Genomic DNA, 20,401 nt, shown 5'->3' with positions numbered 1-20,401 from the left:
ATCACTGCGGGGCGGTCGTACCGCCGGTGCTGGTGCCGCCCGTCGTACCGCCCATGGTACCACCGGTGGTGCTACCCGTGCCGGTCGTCGACCCGCCGAGCGACCCACCCATCGATGTGCCGTCCATCGTGCCCGTGCCCATCGTACCCGAGCCCATGGTACCCGAGCCCATCGACCCACTGGTGGTGCCAGTGCTCGTCGAACCCGTCCCGGTCCCGCGGGTACCGGACGTGCCCCGCGTACGGCTGCTGCGCGTGGACGTGCCGCGCGACGAGCGCGACGGGGTTGCGGTCGTACCGGTCGAGCCGGTGCTCGACGACGTGCCCATCTGGCCGCCCATCGAGCCCGTGGTTCCGGTCGACATGCTGCCAGTGCTGCCGCTGGTCGTGCCGCCCATGCTGCCGCCTGCCGTGCCGCCGGTACCACCGCTCGTCTGCGCCATCGCCATGCTTGGAATAATGAGTGCAGCTGCTGCAATCGAAGTTAAGATACGCATTGTTCTCTCCTAAGTTACTGGAGACAAAGCGCTTCAAGCCAAATTGTGTTCCACCTTCAGCCGCACTGACCCCGGTGCAACAATGCCTGGTCGGCCAGAACCAGCGCCACCATCGCCTCTACCACGGGGACTCCGCGGATCCCGACGCAGGGATCGTGGCGGCCTTTGGTGGCGATCGTCGTGGCCTCGCCGGTCGGGCTGATCGTCTCGACAGGGGTGAGAATCGAACTGGTCGGCTTGAACGCGACGCGTAAGCGGATCGGCTGGCCGGTCGCGATGCCGCCGGCGATCCCGCCTGCATGGTTGGCGAGAAATTCGGGACCTTCTACCCCCGGCCGCATCGGGTCGGCGTTCGCTTCGCCCGATAGCGCGGCAGCGGCGAATCCGTCGCCGATCTCGATGCCTTTGACCGCGTTGATGCTCATGCATGCCGACGCGAGTTCGGAATCGAGCTTGGCATACAGCGGCGCGCCCCAGCCCGCGGAAACCCCCGTCGCCTCGCACGCGATCACCGCACCCAGCGACGAGCCGGACTTCCGCGCAGCGTCGACAAGGGCTTCCCACCGAAGTGCGGCGCCGGCGTCGGGGCAGAAGAACGGGTTCTGGTCGATCTGCGCATCGTCGAAGTTGGCAGGATCGATCGCGTCGCCACCGATCGCCTCGACCCAGGCGCGGACCCGCACCTGCGGGACGACCAGACGTGCCACTGCACCTGCCGCGACGCGTGCGGCGGTTTCGCGCGCGGACGAGCGGCCACCGCCACGGAAATCGCGAAAACCATACTTCGCGTCATAGGCATAGTCGGCATGACCGGGGCGATAGGCCTTGGCGACGTCGGAATAATCCTTCGATCGCTGGTCGACATTCTCGATCATCAGGCTGATCGGCGTGCCCGTCGTGCGGCCCTCGAACACGCCGGACAGGATGCGGACGGTATCGGGCTCGCGCCGCTGCGTGGTGAAGCGTGAGGTGCCGGGGCGACGCTTGTCGAGCCAAGGCTGGATGTCGGCCTCGGTCAGCGGGATCCCCGGCGGGCACCCGTCGACGACCGCGCCGAGCGCAGGGCCGTGAGACTCGCCCCAGGTGGTAAAGCGGAACAGTCGTCCAAACGTATTGAAGCTCATTCCGCTGCGACCGCGTCCCAGGCGGCGCCGAACCGCTCCGCCATGTAGCGTGCCGTGCCGAAACGGCCGGCCATGAGTCCTGCCACGGTAAAGTCGGCGTCGAGCGACTCCCAGTGCAGGCCAAACCCGACGCCCAGGATTTCAACTTCCGCGATCTCGTCCGACGTCGCTCGATCGAAACCCTGCAACAAGCGCGGTGGGAACGCGAACGTCGATCCATTCACTAGGTCGACCACGATACGATCCTGATCGCGATCATACCGCGCAGCCTGGGCTCGCGGTTTGGTCGCCATTTCGATACGACCGCGCTCGTTCGCAGCCAGAATGTCTTCGTCAGTCAGTTCGGCCATGGATTTCGACCCATCTCATCAGCAGCATTGTTCGGTTCTCGGCAACAGCAGCGAGCGCGCGCCGTTGCATCGCTCCGCTTAGCCGTTCCGCATATATCATGCGCGGAACGCCCCCGTCGCCTCCGATCTCGATCTTCGCTTCGCCGTCTCCAAGTACATGGACATGCGCTGGTGCATGATCGTCGAGAAAGATCATGAACCGCAGGCCATGTAGCCGGAGCACCGTCGGCATCAAACCAGTGCGATATCGGGCGCGTCTTCGGCCTTCATGCCGATCACGTTGTAGCCCGCGTCGACGTGGTGCGTCTCGCCCGTGACACCGCTCGCCAGGTCGCTCAGCAGATACAGCCCCGCACCGCCGACGTCGTCGATCGTCACGTTGCGCTTCAGTGGCGAATTCAGTTCGTTCCACTTCAGGATCAGGCGGAAATCGCCGATCCCGCTCGCCGCCAGCGTCTTGATCGGACCCGCCGAGATCGCATTCACGCGGATGTTGTCACGGCCGAGGTCGACCGCGAGATACTGCACGCTCGTCTCGAGCGCGGCCTTGGCAACACCCATCACGTTGTAATGCGGGATCACCTTCTCGGCGCCGTAATAGCTCAGCGTCAGCATCGAGCCGCCCTCGGTCATCATCTTGGCGGCGCGCTGCGCGACCGCGACGAACGAATAGACCGAGATGTTCATCGTCATCAGGAAATTGTCGAGGCTGGTATCGACGAACCGCCCGCGCAGCTCGTTCTTGTCCGAAAAGCCGATCGCGTGGACGACGAAGTCGATCGTCGGCCATTCCTGCGCCAGCTTGTCGAACGTCGCATCGAGCGCACCCATGTCGGAGACGTCGCAATCGAACAACCGCGCGACGCCCAGCTGCTCGGCGAGCGGGCGGACGCGCTTCTCCATCGTCTCGCCCTGGTAGCTGAACGCGAGCTCCGCACCCGCTTCGGACAGCTTTTTGGCGATCCCCCAGGCCAGCGACTTGTCGTTCGCCAAGCCCATGATCAGCCCACGCTTGCCCGCCATCAAACCGTTCACGCCGTCGCCTCTGTTGTCTGTCCGTTCGTAGCCGGCTGCTCTAGCGTGGTTTCGGGGGGTTCCGCCAGTGCCGCGTTCAGATGCGCGCCGAATACCAGCCCGAGCCCGATGACATAGAAAAACAACAGCATGATGACGACGCCTGCCAGACTGCCATAGGTCAGGTCGTAGCCACCGAGCCGCGACAGGACGAGCGGTAGCAACGCGGTGGCGCTGACCCACCAGGCCGTGGTGAACAATGCGCCAGGCCATTTCCGGCATTTCGAGTAGCGATAGCGCGACGGCGTCACCGAATAGAACAGCAGATACAGCGCGCCGAACATGAACAGACCAGGGATAAGGCGCGACAGCCCGACCCAGCCGGCCGCATCCTGCGCGAACGGGACGAGGCGATAGATGAACTGTTCGGCAGCGGTGAGAATGCCCTGCACTAGGAACGACAGCAGCGCGATCACCACCGAGCAGACGATCACGAACGACGAACCAAGCCGCGATTTCCAGAACGGTGCCGTTGCCTTCAGCCCATAAGCGCGGTGGAAGATGTCGCGGATCGTCTCGACGAAGCTGCCGACCGTCCACAGTCCGACCAGACCGCCGAGCCACAACAGCGAGCCGGTACGCGCGGCCAGCACGTCGCTGATCGGCTTGCGCAAAAGGTCGGCGACGTTGGGCGGCAGGACGTGGAGGAAGCTCTCGACCGCGCGGACCGTCTCGGTGCTCTGCCCGAACAGCGACAGGATCGCGGCAGCAACAATGAAGAACGGGAACAGCGTCATCAGCGCGAGGTAGGCGAGGTTGCCGGCGTGAATGAACCCGTCGTTGAACACTCCCAGCGCGGATCGCTTGACGATCTCGAACGCGTAACTGCCCGGCCTGACCTTCGCCATGCCGCGGTTGAGACGGGTGCGCGCGCCACCATGTTGGTGGGCGCGCGCTTCGGGCGTTAGGGGACTGTCGTTCACGTGGGCTCAGACGCCCATGGCCCCCCGCGGGTTCCCGGCCTCGCGTCCATCCCAGCTTTCGACGAAGGCGGTAAGTGCCGCATCGTCCGCGGGAATGTCGATCATCAGCGTCACGAGCTGATCGCCACGCGTGCCGTTCTTCTTGTGGAAACCCTTGCCCTTCAGGCGCAGCGTCTTGCCCGAATTGGTGCCCTTGGGGATCGTCAGCATCACCGGCTTGTCGACCGTCGGCGCCTTGATCGACCCGCCCAGCACGGCCTCGGCCAGCGTGATCGGCAGGTCGAGGCGAACGTCGTCGCCGTCGCGCGTGAAGAATTTGTGCGGCTGGACCTCGATCGTCAGGATTGCATCGCCGGCGCCGCCCAAGCCTTGCTCACCCTTGCCGCCGAGCTTCATCTGGGTGCCGGTCTCGACACCCGCGGGCAGTTTCAGGTCGAGCGTCTTGCCATCAGCGAGCGTCACGCGCTGCGGCTCGAGCGTAGCCGCTTCAACGAACGGCACCTGCAGGCGATAGGCGACGTTCTCGCCCTTGGGCTGCGGACGACGCCCGAAGCCGCTCGAAAAACCGCCGCCGCCGCCACGCTGCGCGCCGCCGAACAGGCCTTCGAAGATGTCGCTCATGTCGGGGCCGCCGGCGCCGGACTCATAGCCCTCGCTGCGGAAGCCGCCGGGCTGGGGACGCCCGCCGCCCCCGCCGCCAAAGCCGAACGGCGCGGCCGGGTTGCCGTCGCCGTCGATCTCGCCGCGGTCGAAGCGCGCGCGCTTGTCCTTGTCGTTCAGCAGGTCGTACGCGTTGGTGACCACGCTGAACTTCTCCGACGCCTTCGGATTGTCCTTGTTGCGATCGGGGTGAAGCTCCTTGGCGAGCTTGCGATACGCCTTCTTGATGTCTGCTTCGGTCGCGTCGCGCGCTACACCCAGGGTCTTGTACGGATCGGCCACTTACGTCCCCATTTTGTCTTGCGCGTCTATGTGGGGCGAGGGGCCGCGCAACGCAATCGCGGGCATGCCGAAGGCGCCCGCCGCCAACGCATCCTACACCGCCGCGGACTCGTCCAGCGGCGCCACGTCCACGCTGACGTCCATGTTCTGCGCGCCCGATCCGAGCACCACGCCGTCGACCGGCGCGATCTCGGCATAATCCCGACCGACCGCCATGACGATGTGGTCGCTCGCCATCCAGATCCCGTTGGTCGGATCGACCCCGACCCAGCCGCGCACCGGCCCGCACCACAGCAGGACCCAGGCATGAGTCGCGTCCGCCCCGACGAGCCGGGGCTGACCCTCGGGCGGGATCGTCCGGATATAGCCCGACGCATACGCCGCGGGCAGGCCCGCCGCGCGCAAGCCCGTGATCATGATCTGCGCGAAGTCCTGGCACACGCCCTTGCGCTGCAGGAATGCCTCGTGTGGCGGCGTATCGACCAGAGTCGCGTCCGCATCGAACACGAACTCCTCCTGGATCCGCCGCGCAAGCGCGATCCCGGCCTCGAGCGCGCCACGCGACGGATCGAGGTCGGGCGCGCAATAGTCGGCGATCGCCTGGTCGAGCGGGATCAGCGGCGAGGGATAGATGTAGTTCGCCGGGCTCGCGGCCGAAAGATCGGTGCTCGCCCGCGCCATCGCCGCAATATCGGCCAACGTCGGATCACTGGCGTCGGGTACCGGCACGAGTCGGTCCACAGTGATGCGCGACCGGCTCTCGATCGTCAGGTGGCGCACCGGTGTGTCGACCACCAGCCGCGTGACGTTGGCAAGCCCCGCCTCGGCCCGCGCGGGGCTGGTACGCCCGGCCGGGTGGACCGACAGCGCATAGCTGTCCAGCCGCTGCCCCGGCCAGTCGATCGGCTTCAGCCGCAGATTGCACCGCGCGAACTTGACGCTGGCGCCATAGTCGAACGTCGTGACGTGGCGGATGTCGTAGATCATGATCCGCTCCGTATCGAGGAAAGGGCGGTCCTCTTCTTACCCCCTCTCCCCTCCGGGGAGAGGGCTGGGGTGAGGGGCTGTTCCAGGCGGAGCACTGCTTGGCCGCCCCTCACCCCGACCCTCTCCCCGGAGGGGAGAGGGAGTCTGTTGCGCACGCCAACGCCGCCGCTCACGCCAAGGTCAGCCCGCTGGTCCGCAACGGCTCGGCGCCTTGCAGGAAATAGCGCCGCGCAAGCGCATCGGATACCGCGCCCAAGCGCCGTTCTATATCCCCCAGCGTCTCCGCGTTCAGCTCCGCCGCGGAAGCAGTCGCGACGATCGCCTGCAACGCCGTCGCCTGCGCCTGTTGCGGCTCGGCCATCTCGTCGTCGCTCAGCACCGGCAGTTCCGCCAGCCGCGCGGCGATCCGTTCGGCGGAGAAGGCGAGGCTGCGCGGATTGCCCGGATCGAGCGCGACCAGGTCCATCACCGGGACCCGCGCGATCCCGGTGGGGTAGCGCTGACGATAGGTGATCTGGCTGTCGGCGAGGTCGAGCAGCACCGACAGGTCATCCGGCGACGCGCCCGGCATCCCGAACAAGCGGATCGCGCGCGCCATCGCCATCGCCCGCTCGATCCGCCGCCCGAGATCGTGGAACCGCCACGCCGCCGTCCGCCCCATATGCTCCGCCGACAGCCCGGCGATCGCGGCATAGCGCCGTTGCAGCGATCCCGCGCGCTCCAGCATGCCACGGTGGGTAGGGAAGGGCGCTTCGAGCAGCCGCACCATGTCCGCCGACAACCGATCGCGCGAACCCTCGCCGATCTCGCGTGCGTGGCGGTTCAGCGTCAGGATCGACTGCCAGTGTTCGTCCTCCATCGCCGAACGCGCGAACGCCGTCAGGTCGGCACGACGCAGCGACGGCGGATGCGGCGCGCTGCCGGCACCGACGATCAGCCCGACCAGCTTGCCGACCGTATTGGGCGACAGCACCGCCCCGCCATCGACGTCGATCGAATTGCCCAGCATCACCCGGATCGCGCCGAGCAACGCCTCGCCGCGCTCCAGATACCGCCCGAGCCAATAGAAATTGTCCGCCACCCGGCTCGGCAACGTCCCCGGATTGCGGCGCACGTGCAGCGAATCGGGCGCTGTCAGCAGCGAAACGGGCGCGACCGGCTCGGCACCGTAGACGCAAACGTCCGCGGACCAGATGCCTTCGCCCATCACCGCGGCTCGCGGGTCTGGATGCTCGCCGATTCGCGCGAACCCGCCGGGCAACACGATCCATTCGCCGTCGCCGCCGCGTGCCGCGAAGACGCGCAGAGTGAAGGGCCGCGGCACCAGCGCATCGCCGACCACGACCGGCATGGTCGAGAGCTGGACCATCTCCTGGCCGACATAATCCTGCGGCCGGTGCGCCATGTCCGCGAGCAGCCGCGCGCGATCACCGCCGGTAATATCGGCGCCGGCGGTGGGGCCGGAGGCGAGCCCCAACGGAGCGGCGTGAAAGGCGGGGCCGATCAGCAGGCGATCGAAATTCGCCTCGACCTGCGCGCGCGCGCCGTCCTGCCCACACCACCATGTCGCGATGTTCGGGAGCGCGAGTTCCTCGCCGAGCAGCGACCGCGCAAGCTGCGGCAGGAACGCGGAGAACGCCGGCGCCTCCAGCACGGCCGAGCCCGGCGCGTTCGACAGCACGACGTTGCCCGCAGCATAGGCATCGATCAGCCCCGGCACGCCGATCTGCGAATGCGTGTCGAACGCCAGCGGATCGAGCAGGCGGGGATCGAGCCGCCGCCACAGCGCATCGATCCGCTTCAGCCCACCAATGGTGCGGACATACACCTTGTCCTCCAGCGCGGCGAGATCCGCGCCTTCGACCAGCAACAGCCCCAGATAGCGCGCCAGATGCGCTTGCTCGGGATAGCTCGGGTTGAACCGGCCAGGCGTCAGCAGCCCGATCCGCGGGTCGGTCCGCTTGCACATCGCCGCGATCCCGGCGCGAAACGCGGCAAAGAACGGCGCATGCCGCTGGACGTTGAGCCGCGCCTGTAGGCCGCCAAGCGTGCGGCTGACTGCTAGGCGGTTCTCCAGCGCATAGCCGGCGCCGGCAGGGGCTCGAAGGTGATCGGCGAGCACGCGCCACTCGCCGGTCGGGCCGCGGCCGAGATCGATCGCGATGAAATCGAGGTGGCGGCCGCCGGGCGGGTCGAGGCCAACCATCGGCCGCAGGAAGAACGGGCTGCCGGTGACGAGCGCCGCGGGGATGTGGCCGTCGGCGACCAGCTTGCCCTCGCCGTACAGGTCGGCGATCACGGTCTCCATCAGCGTCGCGCGCTGGATCACGCCGCGCTCGATCGCCGCCCATTCGCCGGCCTCGATCAGCAGCGGGACGGGCGAAACGGGCCAGGGACGCTCATCGGGTTCGTCGGCGATGCGGAAGCCGGTGCCGATGTCGACCGCGTGACGCTGGACGCGTTCACGAGCATGGCCGAGATCGTCCGACGCGACCGTCGCGAGCTCGGCGAACATCGCGGACCAGGCCGGGTCCGCGTCCTTGCAGAGTACGTCGGCGCCGGTGCTGCGCGCGCAATAGTCGGCAATCCAGCGCTCGGCATGGACCGTCGCGTCGAACAGGGGCGCGGATTGCGTCGCCATTTCCATGCCTTGGTGCCCCCGATCAGTGGCGGCGGTGTTTCACCTTTCGACGCGGCGGTGCAACATAAAAGCGCGGAGTTGGATCGCGCTTCACCATCATCGCGCCTGCCGCATCGGCTGCATCTGCCTCATCCCACACCAGACCCGTCATCCCAGCGGAAGCTGGGATATTCCGCTTGGCGGACGCAACGCTCGCCCCATTAAGATCCCAGCTTTCGCTGGGATGACGCGTGGGCAGGGGTAGCGGCAGGGTAGTGCCGGGTGGGGGAGAAGTGAAAGACGCCCGACGCGCTCAGCCACCTCGGCGAAGGCCGGGGCTCAGTTGGAAAGGTGGTCGTAACAGAGCGCTGCCGTCTATTAGCGACGTCCCCCAACTGGGCCCCGGCCTCCGCCGGGGTGGTCGCGGGAAGGGGCGTCACTTACAAATCCGGCAACACCTGATCCGCCACACCCCACCCTTCCAGCGCCCGCGAACCCGCCCGAGCGATCAACTCGGCCCCATCCTTCACACCCCAGCGCGCAGCCGTCTCGATATCCCGCAACTCGGTCCACGACACCGGCACCGCCACCGGTGCCCCCGCCCGAGCCCGCGCCGAATACGGCATGACGGCAGTCGCGCCGCGCTGGTTACGAAGCCAGTCGATGAAGATCCGCCCCTTGCGCTTGGCCTTGGCCATCGTCGCGACGAAGCGCTCCGGATCCGCCCCCGCCATCGCCCGCGCGAACCGGTCGGCGAAATCCTTCACCGCCGGCCATTCCGCCTCGGGAGTCAGCGGCACGACGACATGCACGCCCTTGCCCCCCGACAGCATCGGGAAGCTGACCAGCCCCAGTTCCGCAAGCTGGTTCTTCAAATGCTCGGCGGCCTTCTTCGTGTCGCCAAAGTCGAGCCCCTCGTCGGGATCGAGATCGAATACCAGCCGGTCGGGTTTTTCCAGGGTCGCGTTCGACGAGCCCCAGCCATGGAACTCGATCGTCCCCATCTGCACGCACGCGACCAGGCCGTCGGCATCGTCGACATACAGATAGTCCTCGGTCGAGCCGTCCTTCTCGCGGATTGGCACCTGATGCACCGCATCGCCGAAGCTGCCCGCATCGTGCTTCTGGAAGAAGCACGCGCGCGACCGCCCTTGGGGGCAGCGGACGAGGCTGATCGGGCGGTTGCCCGCGAACGGCAGCATGATGCCCGAGACCGCGACGTAATAGTCGGCGAGATCGCCCTTGGTGACGTCCGACTTGTCGAAGATCACGCGGTCCCGACTGCTGACCTTTATGCTCGTCTCGGGCGCCGTGTTTCCAGCCGGGGCATCGGGCAACGGGGCCGGGGTCTCGGCGACGACGTCCTCCGCCGCCTTGTCCTCGCGCAGGCCGATGAAGCTCGAATGGCGCAGCACGCCGTCCGGGGTCACCTCGGCAAAGGCGACCTCGGCGACCAGTTTCGGCGTCACCCATTTCGCGCCGCGAACGGCCGCGCGTGGCGCCTCCACCGTCGGCGTCTTGCTCTCCAGCGCGTCGAGTTTGTCGCGGATCTCGTCCATCAACGCCTGGTCGAAACCGGTGCCGACCTTACCCGCATAACGATAGCCTTCGCCCTCGCGCACACCGAGCAGCAGCGATTTGAACCCGCGCTTCTTGTCCGAAGGCAGCCACCCGACGATGACGAACTCCTGGCGGTGCGTGCACTTGACCTTGAGCCACGCTTTGGTCCGCTTGCCCGCATAGGGCGCATCGGCCCGCTTCGAGACGATGCCTTCCAGGCCTTCGCGGCACATCGTCGCGAACAATTGCTCGCCCGCGCCGATGACGTGATCTGAGTAGCGGAGGCGGTCTTCGTCCTCTGGAATCAACGGCTGCAGGCGCGCCTTGCGATCGAGGTTGGCAAGACCGGTCAGGTCTTCGCCGTCGAGTTCAAGCAGGTCGAACGCGAACAACGTCATGTCGCCGCTCGCCGAGATCGCGTCCTTCAGCGTCGAGAAATCAGGATGGCCGTCCTTGAACGCGACGATCTCGCCATCGATCAGCGCGGATTCGACTGGGAGCTTGGCAGCAGCGTGGGCGATCGCCGCGAACTTGTCGGTCCAGTCCAGCCCGGTGCGGGTAAAAACCTTCGCCTTGCCGTTCGCGACGGAGACCAGTGCGCGGTAGCCGTCATATTTGACCTCGTGCAGCCAGGCCGAGCCGGTAGGGACGGCGTCGACCAGCGTACAAAGCTGCAACTCGCGGAAGTCAGGCAGCTTGGCGACTGCGCCCCGCCCCCTCTTCGTCACCCCAGCGGAAGCTGGGGTTTCCCGCGGCTCCTGTCCCGCACTTGCCGCTTGCGATTTCAGCTTCCGCCGGGATGACGGTTTGGGTTTGGATTTAGGGGCGGGCTTCCCCTCCTCGATTTCCACCATCGTCCGCCCGGTCGAAACACTCGTCAGCGCCTCCTCGACCAGCGTATCCGTCCCCCCCGCCGCCGCATCGTCGATCTTGCGCAACAACCAGTTCTCGCGCTTCTCCTTCGCGCGCGGTTTCAGCCGGATCAGCAGCCATTCCCCCTTCATCCGCTCGCCATCAAGGACGAAGTGGAGGTGGCCCTTGTCGAGGTCCTTCGCCGACTTGCCCTTGATCGGCGACCACGTGCCGCGGTCCCAGAGCATAACCGTGCCGCCGCCATATTCGCCGGCGGGGATCGTGCCTTCGAACGTGGCGTAGCTCAGCGGATGGTCCTCGGTACGGACCGCGAGGCGCTTTTCGTTCGGGTCGACGCTCGGGCCGCGCGTGACCGCCCAGCTTTTCAGGACGCCGTCAATCTCCAGGCGGAAATCCCAGTGGAGCCGCGTCGCGTCGTGCTTCTGCACCATGAAGCTGTTGCCGTTACCGGGCGCCAGCGTGCCCGCGGGTTCGGCGGTCTTCGCGAAGTCCCGCTTGGAATTGTAGAGCGCGAGGGGATCTGGGGGCGTGGCCATCAATAGTGTCCCGTCTTCGTCATCCCGGCGAAAGCCGGGACCTCGCGCGGCAGGGGCACGGTCTGCAACGGGGAGATCCCAGCTTTCGCTGGGATGACGGGGTGGAGCATCGAGAGGTCAGCAAGCTTGTTCTCCCGCGAAGGCCGGAGTCCAGTCTGGGCCCCCGCCTTCGTGGGGGAACAAGGAAGGGGGTTACGCACGTTTCTTGGCTGGGGTTTTGGCAACGGTCTTGGCCGGCGCCCGCTTGGCAGGGGCCTTCTTCGCCGGCGCCTTCTCCGCCGCACCCCCGCTCTTCTCCATCGATTTCTTCAACGCCGCCATCAGGTCGACCACGTTGGACCCCGTCCTCTCGCCGGTGTCCTTGTCCTCGATGATCTTCTTCCCGTTCGCCTTGCGCTTGCGTTCGATCAAATCCTTCAGCGCATCGACGTAGCGATCGTGGAACTCCTGCGGATGGAAGTCCGCGCTGCGCTTCTCGATCAGCGCCTCCGCCAGTTCGAGCAGTTCCTCGGACGGCTTGTCGTCGGGGATTTCGCGAAAATATCCCTGCGCCTTGTGCACCTCATCGGCGTAGCGCAGCGTCTCCAGCACCATCCCGCGCCCGCACGGCTTCAGGCTCACGACATATTCGCGGCCGCGCATTGCGAGCTGGCCCAAGCCCACCTTCTTCGTCCGCTTCAAAGCCTCGCGCAAAACGATGAACGCCTCCTCCGCCAGGTCGTCCGCAGGCACCACGAAATACGGCTTCTCGTAATAGAGCACGTCGATCTCGCTCGCATCGACGAACTGCGTCAGCTCGAGCGTCTTCTTCGATTCCAGCTTCACGGCATCGATCTCATCCTGCTCCAGCAAGACGTATTCGCCTTTCGAGACCTCATATCCCTTCATGATCTCGTCCGCATCGACCGGGCCGATACCGGTGACGACCTTGTCGTAATGAATCGGTTGGCCGGACGGCTCGTGAATCTGCTTGAACGACACCGCCGCGCCGGATTTCGTCGCCGAATAAATCTCGACCGGGATCGAGACCAAAGCCAGCCGGATCTGCCCCTGCCAATACGCGCGTGCTGCCACCGTCAGTGTTCCTTCGTTGCGGAAACGATTCGATTGCGTAATCAATCATCGGCAGGGCAGAGTCGTTCCCTCCCGCGGTTTCGCTCGGGCGCAAGTTTCGCTATGGCACCGCCATGTCCGAAGATCCGATTGCGCTGTTCGATGCCTGGTACGCCGAGGCGCGGACCACAGAAATCAACGACTCCAATGCGGTGGCACTCGCCACCGCCGATGCGGAGGGCCGCCCGTCGGTGCGGATGGTGTTGCTCAAGGGCCATGGCCCCGATGGTTTCGTGATCTACACCAACCGCGAAAGCCGCAAGGCCGGCGACCTCGCCGTCAACCGGTACGCCGCCTTGCTCTTCCACTGGAAGTCGCTGCGCCGCCAGGTCCGGATCGAGGGCGCGGTGAGCCTGGTCAGCGACGCCGAGTCGGATGCCTATTTCGCCTCGCGCGGTCGCGACTCGCAGCTCGGCGCCTGGGCCTCGGATCAGTCCCGTCCGCTCGACTCGCGCGAAACGTTCGAGCGCCGCTTCGCCGAGATGCAGGCGCGGTTCGAGGGCAGCGACGTGCCGCGCCCGCCGCATTGGGGCGGCTACCGGATCGCACCCGACCGCATCGAACTCTGGCAGGACCGCGCGCATCGCCTCCACGAACGCCGGCTGTTCACGCGCGAGAACGGCGGCTGGAGCGAAGGGCTGCTGTTCCCATGACGCAGGACGAACGCCGCAAGTTCATCCCGCTAGCGACGCGCGCGGCGCTCGCCAGCGTCGCGATGGCGTGTTTCCTCCTGCTGCTGAAGGGTTTTGCGGCATGGTCGACGGGCTCGGTGGCGATGCTCGGCTCGCTCGCCGACACCGCGCTCGACCTGCTCGCCTCGCTGGTGACGCTGTACGGCGTGCGGCTGGCGGCGACGCCGGCGGATCACGATCACCGTTTCGGCCACGGCAAGGCGGAGGCGCTCGCGGCACTGTTCCAGGTCATGCTGATCACCGCGTCGGCGGTCGGCATCGCCTGGCGCGCGATCCTCGCATTCAACCATCCGGCGCCGACCACCGGTGCCGATTTCGGCATCGGCGTGTCGATCATCGCGATCGTCGCGACGGTGTTCCTGCTCGCTTATCAGCGCAAGATCATCCGCCAGACCGGGTCGGTCGCGATCCTGGCGGACAATGTGCATTATCAGTCCGACGTGCTGCTCAACGGGTCGGTGATCGTCGCGCTGGTGCTCGATCAATATGTCGGGTGGAGCGGCGCGGATCCGATCTTCGGCATCGTCATCGCGCTGTGGCTGGCCTGGGGTGCGTTCCAGGCGTCGTCGAACGCGATCGACCAGTTGATGGACAAGGAATGGCCCGAGGATCTGCGCACGCAGTTTCTTGACGTCGCCGCACGCCAGACGGGCATCCGCGGCATCCATGATTTCCGCACGCGGCGCTCGGGAAGCCACGATTTCGCGCAGTTCCACATGGAGGTGGCGCGCGACCTGACCGTCGCCAACGCGCACGACATCGTCGAGGCGGTCGAGCGCAATCTGCGGGCGGCGTTTCCGAAGGTCGAGGTGCTCATCCATCTCGATCCCGAGGGCCATGTCGATACCGACAATCCGCTGGTCGAGGCGGACGTGACGCCGCATTGGTTCAGCAAGCGGGTCTGACCCGCTCGGGGTTCAGCGAGCAGGCCTGCCCGTTCAGGGTTGGGCAAGCGGGTTTAAGGGGTTCGGGTCATGAGAATACCGTTCGCGCAGATCGATGCGTTTTCCGACACGCCGTTCGGGGGCAACCCAGCCGCGGTGATGCCGTTGTCGACATGGCTCGACGACGATGTGCTGCTCGACATCGCGCAGGAGAACAATCTGAGCGAGACCGCCTTCATCGTCGCGTCGGACGAGGAGGGCGTCGATTTCGACCTGCGCTGGTTCACGCCCGGCGCTGAAGTCGCGCTGTGCGGCCACGCCACGCTGGCGAGCGGGCATTTCGTGCTGTCGTCCGACACCGCGCTCGACCGTGTCCGGTTCCGGACGCGGCAGGCGGGCATGCTGGAGGTCGCGCGGGCGGATAGCGGGTACACGCTGGAACTGCCCGCCTGGGCGCCTGCGTCAAAGGCGATGCCGGAGATCGTCGCGGCGCTGAACATCGCCTCGCCCGTCGAGACCTTGTGGCACGAAAAGGGCTATGCGCTGGTGATCGTCGACGACGAAGCCATCGTGCGCGATCTGAAGCCCGACTTCGTCGCGCTGGCGAAATTCCCGATCGTGGCCATCGTGTCCGCCCGAGGCGCGGCAACCGGTATCGTGAGCCGTGCCTTCACGCCCTATTACGCGATCGACGAGGACCCGGTGACCGGCTCGGCGCATGCGGTCATGGTGCCGTATTGGGCACCAGCCTTGGGCGACAGCTTCACCGCGTTCCAGGCGAGCGCTCGGGGCGGGAAGCTGACATGCCGGCTTGAGGGCAACCGCGTGGTCTTGGGCGGAGCGTGCGTGACGACGATCGAGGGTACGTTCCTGCTGCCGTGAGGCGAGGATGATCGGGGAGCGGCAACCCGCTCCTCGACGGAACTGCACCCTCCGACCACTTAAGGCGTCGGAGGCATTGATGCCGCCTACCGCCAAGCGATCGTCAACGGACACCGTCATTAGCCTGAGCCTGTTACGCCCGCGGGTCGTCGCCCAAACCATACCCGTCGGCCAAACCAGACCCGCCGCCCGAACCAGGCCCGCCGCCCGAACCAGACCCGCAGCCCGAACCAGACCCGCCGCCCAAACCAGACCCGCCACGCAAACCAAGCCCGTCGACCAAACCAAGCCCGTCACCCGAACCAAACTCGTCACCCCAGCGAAAACTGGGGTCTCCTGCGGGGCAGATGACGGGAGCCGCACGCTGATATCCCAGCTTTCGCTGGGATGACGGTTGGGAGAGCTAAGTGGGCAATGGCCAACTGCCAGCAGAGTGTAATTGAGGCAGTGGCCCGAAGCGCCTACCGCTTCCGCCCCTTGGTCATCGGATCGGGTTTCTTGGGCTTCACCCACCCCGGCGGCGGTGTCATCCGTTGCTGACTGGTCCCCAGGCCCATCGCCCCCGGCTGCTGACGCGTCAGTCCAGCCGTATCCGCGACATCGCCACCACCACGAAGCACGCTGATCTGGTCGCGCAAGCGGCTCGCAGTCTCGAAGTCCATCGCGGCGGCGGCGGCTTCCATCTGGCGGCGGAGGTCTTCGATATCCATGTCGCGCTCAACGCGTGAAACCGTTAAGGGCTGCGCGTCAGGCGGCTGCGAGTGCCGCCTGCGTTTCCGCGATCCAGCCACCGCCCAGCACGCGCTCGCCGGCGTACAATACCGCCGCCTGGCCCGGCGCGACCCCGTATTCGGGCGTATCGAACACCACGCGGTCGCCGACCAGGCGGGCAGGAACCGGCTTGGCCATCGACCGTACCTTGGCGGTCAATGGTCCAGCGAAGTCCCCGCCCAGCCAGTTGATGTCGGTCATCCGTGCCGCCTCGACCGCGAGCGCCCGGCGGGGACCGACCACGACGCGCTTCGTCGCGGGCTCGACGCGGACGACGTAGAGCGGCTCGGGGCTCCCGCCGATCTCCAGCCCGCGGCGCTGGCCGACGGTGAAGTGGATCAGCCCGCGATGCTCGCCGAGCTTCGCACCGCCGAGATCGACGATGTCGCCCGCCGTCTCGGCCGCCTCGGGCCGCAGCTTCTTCACCAGCCCGGCATAATCGCCGTCCGGCACGAAGCAGATATCCTGGCTGTCGGGCTTGGCCGCGACGCCAAGCCCCAGTTCCGCCGCGATCTCGCGCACGCGGGCCTTGGGCAGGCCACCCAACGGAAAGCGCAGATAGTCGAGCTGCGCCTGCGTGGTCGCGAACAGGAAATAGCTCTGGTCGCGCGCAGGATCGGCACCACGATGCAACTCCGCCCCGTGCGCGCCTTCGACGCGGCGCACATAATGCCCGGTCGCCAAGCAATCCGCGCCCAAGTCGCGCGCGAGCTTCAGCAGGTCGGTGAATTTCGGCCCCATGTTGCACTGGACGCAGGGGATCGGCGTGCGACCGGCGAGATATTCGTCGGCGAACTTGTCGACCACCTGCTCGCGAAAGCTTGTCTCGTGATCGAATACGTAATGCGCGATCCCGAGCCGGTCGCACACCGCGCGCGCATCGCGGATGTCGCGCCCTGCGCAGCAAGAGCCCGCACGGCCGACCGCCTCGCCGTGATCGTAGAGCTGCAGGGTAACGCCGATCGTCTCCGCGCCGGTCGCATGCGCCAGCGCCGCCACCACCGAGCTGTCGACGCCGCCCGACATCGCGACGACGATACGCTTTCCGGCCATCGAACTGCCGTCGGACCCTAGCTGAAAATCGGTCTGGTTCATGGCGCGCTACATAAGCGCCCAAGGCGTCCGTTGCAAAAAGATGCACCGTTTAATCTGTATCAGGACGAGTCGACGGAAAAACACGACCAGTCATTGGAAAAAAGCGACAACGCCGTAAACTTCGTTCGACAGTTTTACGGTCCCTTCACCCCCTCGCTCTATACCGGACCTCCCAGACGTTGTCGCGAGTACCCAGTTGGACCTTAGCTTCCCCCGTTTTGATCGTGATGCTGAGGTCACCGTTCTTCCCGGTGACCTCGCGGTCCTGATCGTCGGTATCGCCGCCCGGCAGGCAGCGAGCCCGACTGCGGTGGTACAAGCCAGCTTTGCGAGAACGACGATCGATTCCAAATTGTTCGCGCCGCTTCACGGCGCGTTCAACGGGCCGATGGCAGCGGCTTTAACCCGGTGGAAGGACGAATGAAGATGCTGTTTACCGCGGCGTTTCAGCCGATCTTCAAGACCTGCGACTATGTGTCGTGTGTGCGTATCGAGAAGGGGCCGCCGGCCCCGATCAGAGGTTTTAAATGATCGAGAATCATAAAATTCGCCCCGGCAAGGTCATCGGACCGCTCGGCGAGCAGTTGACGCTGGACAGTTTGCCCCCGCCCAGCACCACGCGTTGGGTCGTGCGCCGCAAGGCCGAGGTCGTCGCCGCGGTAAACGGCGGCTTGCTGAGCGTCGACGACGTCTGCTCGCGCTATGGTCTGACGGTCGAGGAATTCGCCGGTTGGCAGCGCGCCATCGATCGCTCGGGTATGCCTGGACTTCGGGTCACGCGTATTCAGCACTATAAGTCGCTGTACGAGCGTCAACAAAAGTATTGATCCGCTAAACTCAAAACGCGAGCGGAACAAAAAACCCCGCTCGCACGTCTTTCCGCCATCGCCCGGATACGGGCTCAACGGAGGGAAAATATCATGGGTCTCATTCTTTGGCTGATCATCGGTGGCGTCATTGGCTGGATTGCCAGCATGATCATGCGCACCGATGCGCAGCAGGGCATTTTCCTGAATATCATCGTCGGTATCGTCGGCGCCTTTATCGGTGGCCTGATCCTGTCGGGTGGCTCGATCAACAACGCGCCGCTGACGCTGACTTCGTTCATCGTGTCGCTGCTGGGTGCGATCATCCTGCTTGCGATCGTGAACCTCGTGCGTCGCGGCAGCGTCCGCTAAGAGTTCGCTTCGTCACGCGAAGTGAAAGGGCCGTCCGGGCAACCGGGCGGCCCTTTTTTCATGTGTCGATGACAGAAGACACCGCGTCATCGCCGGTCGCCGCAGTCACGTCTCTCCCTCGTCCTGCGGGAAAGGGAGCGTACCTGCCCGGCACGTGCCAGGCAGGGGGGGCGCCAGGCGTCAGTTCAGCAGGAACCGAACCGACAGCGTAACCGTCACGTCCTTCTCGCCGGGCGCGATCTGCGTGCTGTCCTTGGCCATCGCCGCGCGTGCCATGAACATCGGCTGCGGCGAGCCGCCGGTATCCTGGCCCAATTCGGCGATCGACACGATCCGCGATACCCGCAGCCCTGCCGCCTTCGCGTAGAGATCGGCCCGGCGCTTGGCCTGCGCGATCGCGTCGGTGCGGGCTTCGTCGAGCGCGGTCTCGGGCTTGTCGATCGACAGGTTCGGACCGTCTATCTGATTCGCGCCCTGCGCTACCAGCGTATCGAGGATCGTGCCGGACTTGGCGACGTCGCGGAAGCGAACCGAGACGGTATTGGTCGCCTGGTACCCGGTGATCACCGGGGGCTGGTTGTCGGCATACCGGTATTGCGGCGAGAGGCCGACCGACGACGTCGCGATGTCGCGCGGCGCGACGCCGGCCTGTTTCAGTGCGGTCAGCACCTTGCCCATGCGCTGGGCATTGTCCGAAAGCGCGGCCGCGGCAGTCGGCGACTGGGAGACCACACCGGCGCGAATCGTCGCGAGGTCCGGCGTCCGCGTGGTGTGCCCCTCGGCAGTCACGTCGAGCACGGTACCGGCGGCCGGCACCATCGCCTCGACGGTCGACGGCGCGGTCTGGGCGTTGGCGGCGGCAGCCAGTGGCAGCGCTGCGATGGCCGCCAGTAACGAAGTGGTATTCATGGTTGCGTCTCCCGAAGAACGATGCGCGTGCCTGTGCCCCCGTCGAGGTCAACGCAAGCTGAACGCCATTGCGGATGGATCGGAATCGAAGCATGTATCCGGCCCGCGCTCGCCGAGGGGCTTGAGCACGGTGACTTATTCAGATAATACAGCTTGAGAAGAGTGCTGCGGGTCGCGATAGGGCCGGTCGGAACGGGGATTAAGGCGCGCATGAACTACGAGACGAAGACGATCGGCACTGACGGCGAGGAGCAGCTGGCGCTTCCCGATTATACGGCCCCCTCGCATCGCCGTCGCAACATCGTCATCGCGGTTGTCCTGGTCCTGGCGATCGTGGCCGCGGTGTTCGCGTTCAAGTCCGGCAAGAAACCCGTCGCCGCCGGCCCCGTGGTCGAGCAGGTCCCGACCGTTTCGGTGGTCGTGCCGGGACGCAAGGTCGTCGACCGCACGATTGCCGCGACCGGCACGATTGCCGCCCGTCGCGAGATGCCGGTCGGCGTCGCAGGCGAGGGCGGCATGATCACCCGCGTGCTGGTCGAGCCGGGCCAGTGGGTCGCGGCGGGCCAGGTGCTCGCGACGGTCGATCGCTCGGTCCAGACCGAGACCGCGGCATCGCTGGCCGCCTCGGTCAGCGTGGCGCGCTCGGACGAGACGATCGCGCAGGCCGAACTCGATCGTGCCCAGCAGCTGGTCGATCGCGGGTTCATCTCGAAGGCCGATCTTCAGCGCAAGGCCGCGACGCGCGACGCCGCCGCCGCGCGCGTGAAGGTGGCGCAGGCGACGCTCGGCGAAGCGCGGGCGCGCAACGGCCGACTCGATATCCGCGCACCGGCGGCGGGCCTCGTGCTCACGCGCGGCGTCGAATCGGGCCAGGTTGTGGGGGCCGGTACCGGCGTACTGTTCCGCATGGCGGCAGACGGCCAGATGGAAATGCGCGCGCAGTTGAGCGAAGCCGATCTCGCCGGGCTCCATGCCGGCGCCCGCGCGACGGTGGTGCCGGTCGGTACGACGCAGGGCTTCGCCGGCCAGGTGTGGCAGGTGTCGCCCGTGATCGATCCGCAGAGCCGCCAAGGCATCGCGCGGATCGCGGTGGCGTATGATCCTGCGCTCCGGCCGGGCGGTTTTGCCGCGGCGACGATCGTCGGTGGCGCGACCCAGGCACCGCTGCTGCCCGATTCGGCGTTGCAGAGCGACGAGAAGGGCAGCTTCGTGTATGTCGTCGGCTCGGACGACAAGGTGGTGCGGCGCGATATCAGGATCGGCCAGGTTTCCGATGCGGGCGTGACGATCCTGGGCGGGCTCGACGGCACCGAGCGCGTGGTATTGTCCGCGGGCGGCTTCCTCGCCCCCGGGCAGAAGGTGAAACCGGTCACGAAGAAAGCGAGCTGAGGT

General features: G+C 66.3%; 21 protein-coding genes. 7 read left to right on the top strand and 14 right to left on the bottom strand.

Annotated elements, in window-relative coordinates:
* Nucleotide 1 precedes the first annotated feature (1 nt).
* The 11 genes from SJY41_RS12885 to SJY41_RS12835 all read right to left on the bottom strand — a co-directional run bounded on the left by SJY41_RS12885 (nucleotide 2) and on the right by SJY41_RS12835 (nucleotide 12,559).
* On the bottom strand, nucleotides 2–496 hold the full coding sequence (locus SJY41_RS12885; RefSeq protein WP_380782283.1) for a hypothetical protein: 495 nt from the start codon (nucleotides 494–496) through the stop codon (nucleotides 2–4).
* 56 nt (nucleotides 497–552) lie between these two features.
* Complete coding sequence (gene aroC, locus SJY41_RS12880; RefSeq protein ID WP_380782281.1) at nucleotides 553–1,620, bottom strand: chorismate synthase; 1,068 nt, start codon at nucleotides 1,618–1,620, stop codon at nucleotides 553–555.
* Nucleotides 1,617–1,970, bottom strand: coding sequence for a DUF2442 domain-containing protein (locus SJY41_RS12875; RefSeq protein ID WP_380782279.1), 354 nt, complete (start codon nucleotides 1,968–1,970; stop codon nucleotides 1,617–1,619). The genes aroC and SJY41_RS12875 overlap by 4 nt, the downstream gene beginning before the upstream one ends.
* Nucleotides 1,954–2,166, bottom strand: a complete 213-nt coding sequence (locus SJY41_RS12870; protein WP_380782277.1) for a DUF4160 domain-containing protein — start codon at nucleotides 2,164–2,166, stop codon at nucleotides 1,954–1,956. The genes SJY41_RS12875 and SJY41_RS12870 overlap by 17 nt, the downstream gene beginning before the upstream one ends.
* A gap of 35 nt (nucleotides 2,167–2,201) precedes the next feature.
* Nucleotides 2,202–2,993, bottom strand: coding sequence for an enoyl-ACP reductase FabI (gene fabI, locus SJY41_RS12865; protein WP_380784143.1), 792 nt, complete (start codon nucleotides 2,991–2,993; stop codon nucleotides 2,202–2,204).
* 8 nt (nucleotides 2,994–3,001) lie between these two features.
* On the bottom strand, nucleotides 3,002–3,967 hold the full coding sequence (locus tag SJY41_RS12860) for a YihY/virulence factor BrkB family protein (RefSeq protein ID WP_380782275.1): 966 nt from the start codon (nucleotides 3,965–3,967) through the stop codon (nucleotides 3,002–3,004).
* A gap of 6 nt (nucleotides 3,968–3,973) precedes the next feature.
* Complete coding sequence (locus SJY41_RS12855) at nucleotides 3,974–4,909, bottom strand: DnaJ C-terminal domain-containing protein (protein ID WP_380782273.1); 936 nt, start codon at nucleotides 4,907–4,909, stop codon at nucleotides 3,974–3,976.
* A gap of 93 nt (nucleotides 4,910–5,002) precedes the next feature.
* Nucleotides 5,003–5,896 (bottom strand): transglutaminase N-terminal domain-containing protein, encoded by an 894-nt coding sequence (locus SJY41_RS12850; RefSeq protein WP_380782271.1) that lies wholly within the window; start codon nucleotides 5,894–5,896, stop codon nucleotides 5,003–5,005.
* A 169-nt stretch (nucleotides 5,897–6,065) separates the two neighbouring features.
* The gene (locus tag SJY41_RS12845; RefSeq protein WP_380782270.1) at nucleotides 6,066–8,537 is read right to left on the bottom strand and encodes a circularly permuted type 2 ATP-grasp protein; all 2,472 of its coding nucleotides are present in this window, start codon (nucleotides 8,535–8,537) and stop codon (nucleotides 6,066–6,068) included.
* 419 nt (nucleotides 8,538–8,956) lie between these two features.
* Nucleotides 8,957–11,485, bottom strand: coding sequence for a DNA ligase D (gene ligD, locus SJY41_RS12840; RefSeq protein ID WP_380782268.1), 2,529 nt, complete (start codon nucleotides 11,483–11,485; stop codon nucleotides 8,957–8,959).
* A 192-nt stretch (nucleotides 11,486–11,677) separates the two neighbouring features.
* Nucleotides 11,678–12,559: a Ku protein gene (locus SJY41_RS12835; RefSeq protein WP_380782266.1), complete on the bottom strand. Its 882-nt coding sequence runs from the start codon at nucleotides 12,557–12,559 to the stop codon at nucleotides 11,678–11,680.
* 113 nt (nucleotides 12,560–12,672) lie between these two features.
* On the opposite strand from SJY41_RS12835, the gene pdxH reads away from it, so the two are divergent.
* The 3 genes from pdxH to SJY41_RS12820 all read left to right on the top strand — a co-directional run bounded on the left by pdxH (nucleotide 12,673) and on the right by SJY41_RS12820 (nucleotide 15,056).
* Nucleotides 12,673–13,251: a pyridoxamine 5'-phosphate oxidase gene (pdxH, locus tag SJY41_RS12830; RefSeq protein WP_380782264.1), complete on the top strand. Its 579-nt coding sequence runs from the start codon at nucleotides 12,673–12,675 to the stop codon at nucleotides 13,249–13,251.
* A complete protein-coding gene (locus SJY41_RS12825) occupies nucleotides 13,248–14,195 on the top strand; it encodes a cation diffusion facilitator family transporter (RefSeq protein ID WP_380782262.1) in 948 nt (315 codons plus the stop codon). Before pdxH ends, SJY41_RS12825 begins: the two co-directional genes overlap by 4 nt.
* Before the next feature lie 69 nt (nucleotides 14,196–14,264).
* Nucleotides 14,265–15,056 (top strand): PhzF family phenazine biosynthesis protein, encoded by a 792-nt coding sequence (locus SJY41_RS12820; RefSeq protein ID WP_380782260.1) that lies wholly within the window; start codon nucleotides 14,265–14,267, stop codon nucleotides 15,054–15,056.
* Between the two features lie 461 nt (nucleotides 15,057–15,517).
* On the opposite strand, the gene SJY41_RS12815 is transcribed toward SJY41_RS12820, so the two are convergent.
* Together SJY41_RS12815 and mnmA are read right to left on the bottom strand one after the other, a co-directional pair.
* A complete protein-coding gene (locus SJY41_RS12815) occupies nucleotides 15,518–15,766 on the bottom strand; it encodes a UvrB/UvrC motif-containing protein (RefSeq protein ID WP_056412271.1) in 249 nt (82 codons plus the stop codon).
* 37 nt (nucleotides 15,767–15,803) lie between these two features.
* Complete coding sequence (gene mnmA / locus SJY41_RS12810) at nucleotides 15,804–16,922, bottom strand: tRNA 2-thiouridine(34) synthase MnmA (RefSeq protein ID WP_380782258.1); 1,119 nt, start codon at nucleotides 16,920–16,922, stop codon at nucleotides 15,804–15,806.
* 196 nt (nucleotides 16,923–17,118) lie between these two features.
* Here mnmA and SJY41_RS12805 point away from each other — a divergent pair, with 196 nt between their 5' ends.
* The 3 genes from SJY41_RS12805 (at nucleotide 17,119) to SJY41_RS12795 (ending at nucleotide 18,100) form a co-directional block, all read left to right on the top strand.
* Nucleotides 17,119–17,346, top strand: coding sequence for a hypothetical protein (locus tag SJY41_RS12805; RefSeq protein WP_380782256.1), 228 nt, complete (start codon nucleotides 17,119–17,121; stop codon nucleotides 17,344–17,346).
* Between the two features lie 103 nt (nucleotides 17,347–17,449).
* Nucleotides 17,450–17,749, top strand: a complete 300-nt coding sequence (locus SJY41_RS12800) for a DUF1153 domain-containing protein (protein WP_380782254.1) — start codon at nucleotides 17,450–17,452, stop codon at nucleotides 17,747–17,749.
* A 93-nt stretch (nucleotides 17,750–17,842) separates the two neighbouring features.
* A complete protein-coding gene (locus tag SJY41_RS12795) occupies nucleotides 17,843–18,100 on the top strand; it encodes a GlsB/YeaQ/YmgE family stress response membrane protein (RefSeq protein WP_380782252.1) in 258 nt (85 codons plus the stop codon).
* A gap of 180 nt (nucleotides 18,101–18,280) precedes the next feature.
* Here SJY41_RS12795 and SJY41_RS12790 read toward each other — a convergent pair whose 3' ends face one another.
* Complete coding sequence (locus SJY41_RS12790; protein ID WP_380782251.1) at nucleotides 18,281–19,009, bottom strand: SIMPL domain-containing protein; 729 nt, start codon at nucleotides 19,007–19,009, stop codon at nucleotides 18,281–18,283.
* Nucleotides 19,010–19,219: 210 nt separating this feature from the next.
* Between SJY41_RS12790 and SJY41_RS12785 the strand changes: the two genes are divergently transcribed.
* On the top strand, nucleotides 19,220–20,398 hold the full coding sequence (locus SJY41_RS12785; protein WP_380782249.1) for an efflux RND transporter periplasmic adaptor subunit: 1,179 nt from the start codon (nucleotides 19,220–19,222) through the stop codon (nucleotides 20,396–20,398).
* Nucleotides 20,399–20,401: the final 3 nt, after the last annotated feature.

This window comes from Sphingomonas sp. R86520 (genome assembly GCF_042466285.1).
In the GTDB taxonomy this organism is placed as follows: Bacteria; Pseudomonadota; Alphaproteobacteria; order Sphingomonadales; family Sphingomonadaceae; genus Sphingomonas.
The sequence above is the reverse complement of the archived record's forward strand: the minus strand, read 5'-3'. Positions and strand labels throughout refer to the sequence as shown.

Bases quoted from the DNA above. Each gene is read 5' to 3' on its own strand.
- SJY41_RS12885 (WP_380782283.1), bottom strand. From the start codon at position 496: ATGCGTATCTTAACTTCGATTGCAGCAGCTGCACTCATTATTCCAAGC.
- aroC (WP_380782281.1), bottom strand. From the start codon at position 1,620: ATGAGCTTCAATACGTTTGGACGACTGTTCCGCTTTACCACCTGGGGC.
- SJY41_RS12875 (WP_380782279.1), bottom strand. From the start codon at position 1,970: ATGGCCGAACTGACTGACGAAGACATTCTGGCTGCGAACGAGCGCGGT.
- SJY41_RS12870 (WP_380782277.1), bottom strand. From the start codon at position 2,166: ATGATCTTTCTCGACGATCATGCACCAGCGCATGTCCATGTACTTGGA.
- fabI (WP_380784143.1), bottom strand. From the start codon at position 2,993: ATGGCGGGCAAGCGTGGGCTGATCATGGGCTTGGCGAACGACAAGTCG.
- SJY41_RS12850 (WP_380782271.1), bottom strand. From the start codon at position 5,896: ATGATCTACGACATCCGCCACGTCACGACGTTCGACTATGGCGCCAGC.
- SJY41_RS12845 (WP_380782270.1), bottom strand. From the start codon at position 8,537: ATGGCGACGCAATCCGCGCCCCTGTTCGACGCGACGGTCCATGCCGAG.
- ligD (WP_380782268.1), bottom strand. From the start codon at position 11,485: ATGGCCACGCCCCCAGATCCCCTCGCGCTCTACAATTCCAAGCGGGAC.
- pdxH (WP_380782264.1), top strand. From the start codon at position 12,673: ATGTCCGAAGATCCGATTGCGCTGTTCGATGCCTGGTACGCCGAGGCG.
- SJY41_RS12825 (WP_380782262.1), top strand. From the start codon at position 13,248: ATGACGCAGGACGAACGCCGCAAGTTCATCCCGCTAGCGACGCGCGCG.
- SJY41_RS12820 (WP_380782260.1), top strand. From the start codon at position 14,265: ATGAGAATACCGTTCGCGCAGATCGATGCGTTTTCCGACACGCCGTTC.
- SJY41_RS12815 (WP_056412271.1), bottom strand. From the start codon at position 15,766: ATGGATATCGAAGACCTCCGCCGCCAGATGGAAGCCGCCGCCGCCGCG.
- mnmA (WP_380782258.1), bottom strand. From the start codon at position 16,922: ATGAACCAGACCGATTTTCAGCTAGGGTCCGACGGCAGTTCGATGGCC.
- SJY41_RS12800 (WP_380782254.1), top strand. From the start codon at position 17,450: ATGATCGAGAATCATAAAATTCGCCCCGGCAAGGTCATCGGACCGCTC.
- SJY41_RS12795 (WP_380782252.1), top strand. From the start codon at position 17,843: ATGGGTCTCATTCTTTGGCTGATCATCGGTGGCGTCATTGGCTGGATT.
- SJY41_RS12790 (WP_380782251.1), bottom strand. From the start codon at position 19,009: ATGAATACCACTTCGTTACTGGCGGCCATCGCAGCGCTGCCACTGGCT.
- SJY41_RS12785 (WP_380782249.1), top strand. From the start codon at position 19,220: ATGAACTACGAGACGAAGACGATCGGCACTGACGGCGAGGAGCAGCTG.